Source organism: Mesorhizobium sp. M2C.T.Ca.TU.002.02.1.1 (genome assembly GCF_003997225.1).
The window spans coordinates 1-1352 of record NZ_RZTO01001177.1; the positions used below are offsets into that span (position 1 = coordinate 1).

Annotated in this window: 2 protein-coding genes; one reads left to right on the forward strand and one right to left on the reverse strand. The window is 67.1% G+C overall.

What is annotated here, in order from left to right; genetic code table 11:
* Window positions 1-281 (reverse strand): succinate dehydrogenase assembly factor 2 (locus tag EOD07_RS34490; protein WP_164772844.1); only part of this gene is annotated, 281 nt, incomplete at its 3' end.
* A gap of 93 nt (window positions 282-374) precedes the next feature.
* Between EOD07_RS34490 and EOD07_RS34495 the strand changes: the two genes are divergently transcribed.
* The coding region (locus EOD07_RS34495; RefSeq protein ID WP_348627798.1) for an OB-fold nucleic acid binding domain-containing protein at window positions 375-1352 on the forward strand (978 nt) is incomplete at its 3' end.

Sequence of the window (1352 nt, forward strand, 5' to 3'; positions counted from 1 at the left end):
GTCATGGTCCGGCGCGACGCCAGTATCTTTTGCAGAACCGCGCAATCGATATCGGGCGGAACCGGGCGTTCGCCGGTGACCATCGGGAAAAATTCGGTGTCGGGAATTTCGAGAAGTCTCTCATATTGGTTGATTTCCTCGCCGGTCAAGGCGCCGATCTCGGCGTCGGCGAAGGACCCGAGGATGAGGTCCATCTCGCGCATGCCGCGATGCCACGAGCGGAACAGGAGCTTGCGGCGGCGGGCATCCAGCCCCTCGCTTGATCGCTGTGTTCCGGTCATGTCGCCGCATCCCTGTCCAAAGCGGCGCATATAGCGTGGATAGCGGGCGGTGTCAGCCTTTGCGCTGCGGCTGTCGCGACATAAGCTGACACGATGCGTCCCACCATCCTCGATCCACTGTTCGTCCCAATCACCTCGCTCGCCGGCGTCGGCCCGAAGGTGGGCTTGCTGATCGAGCGTGTCGTGCCGGCCGACCTTGGCGATCGCGCCGCGCGCGCGGCCGACCTCCTGTTCGTGCTGCCCAACACCGTGATCGACCGCCGCAACCGGCCCGGCATCGCGTTGTCGGCCGAGGGCCAGATCGTCACGCTCGAGGTGCGGGTCGATCGTCACCAGCCGCCGCCGCGCGGCAACAGGTCGGTGCCGTATCGCGTCTACGCCCATGACGACACCGGCGAGGTCGCGCTGACCTTCTTCCATGCCCATGTCGCCTATCTGCAGAAGATGCTTCCCGAGGGCGAGCGCGTCGTGGTTTCGGGCCGCATGGAGTGGTTCAACGGCCGCCCGACCATGGTCCATCCCGACCATATCGCGCCGATCGACGAGGCCGAGGGCTTGCCGCTGGTCGAACCGGTCTATCCGCTGACGGCCGGCCTGTCGGCCAAGGTGCTGCGCCGCGCCATCGGACAGGCACTCGGCCGCCTGCCGGAACTGCCGGAGTGGCAGGACGAGGCCTTCATGCGCCGCCATACCTTTCCATCCTTCGGCGATGCGCTCGCCCGCATCCATTATCCCAAGGACCCGATCGACGTTGCCGTCGAGGGATCGGCCTGGCGCCGGCTTGCCTATGACGAGCTGCTGGCCGGGCAGGTTTCGCTGGCGCTGGTGCGGGCGAGAATCCGCCGCCTGTCGGGCCGGCCGCTCGTGGGCGACGGCAGCATCGTCGAGAAACTGCGCGCTGCCCTGCCCTACAAGCTCACCCCCAGCCAGGAATTCGCGCTCGGCGAGATCAACGCCGACCTCGCCGACCCCGAACGCATGCTGCGCCTGTTGCAGGGCGATGTCGGCTCCGGCAAGACGGTGGTGGCACTGCTCGCCATGGCGCGCCAGGATCTCGGTCGGGGCCATCAG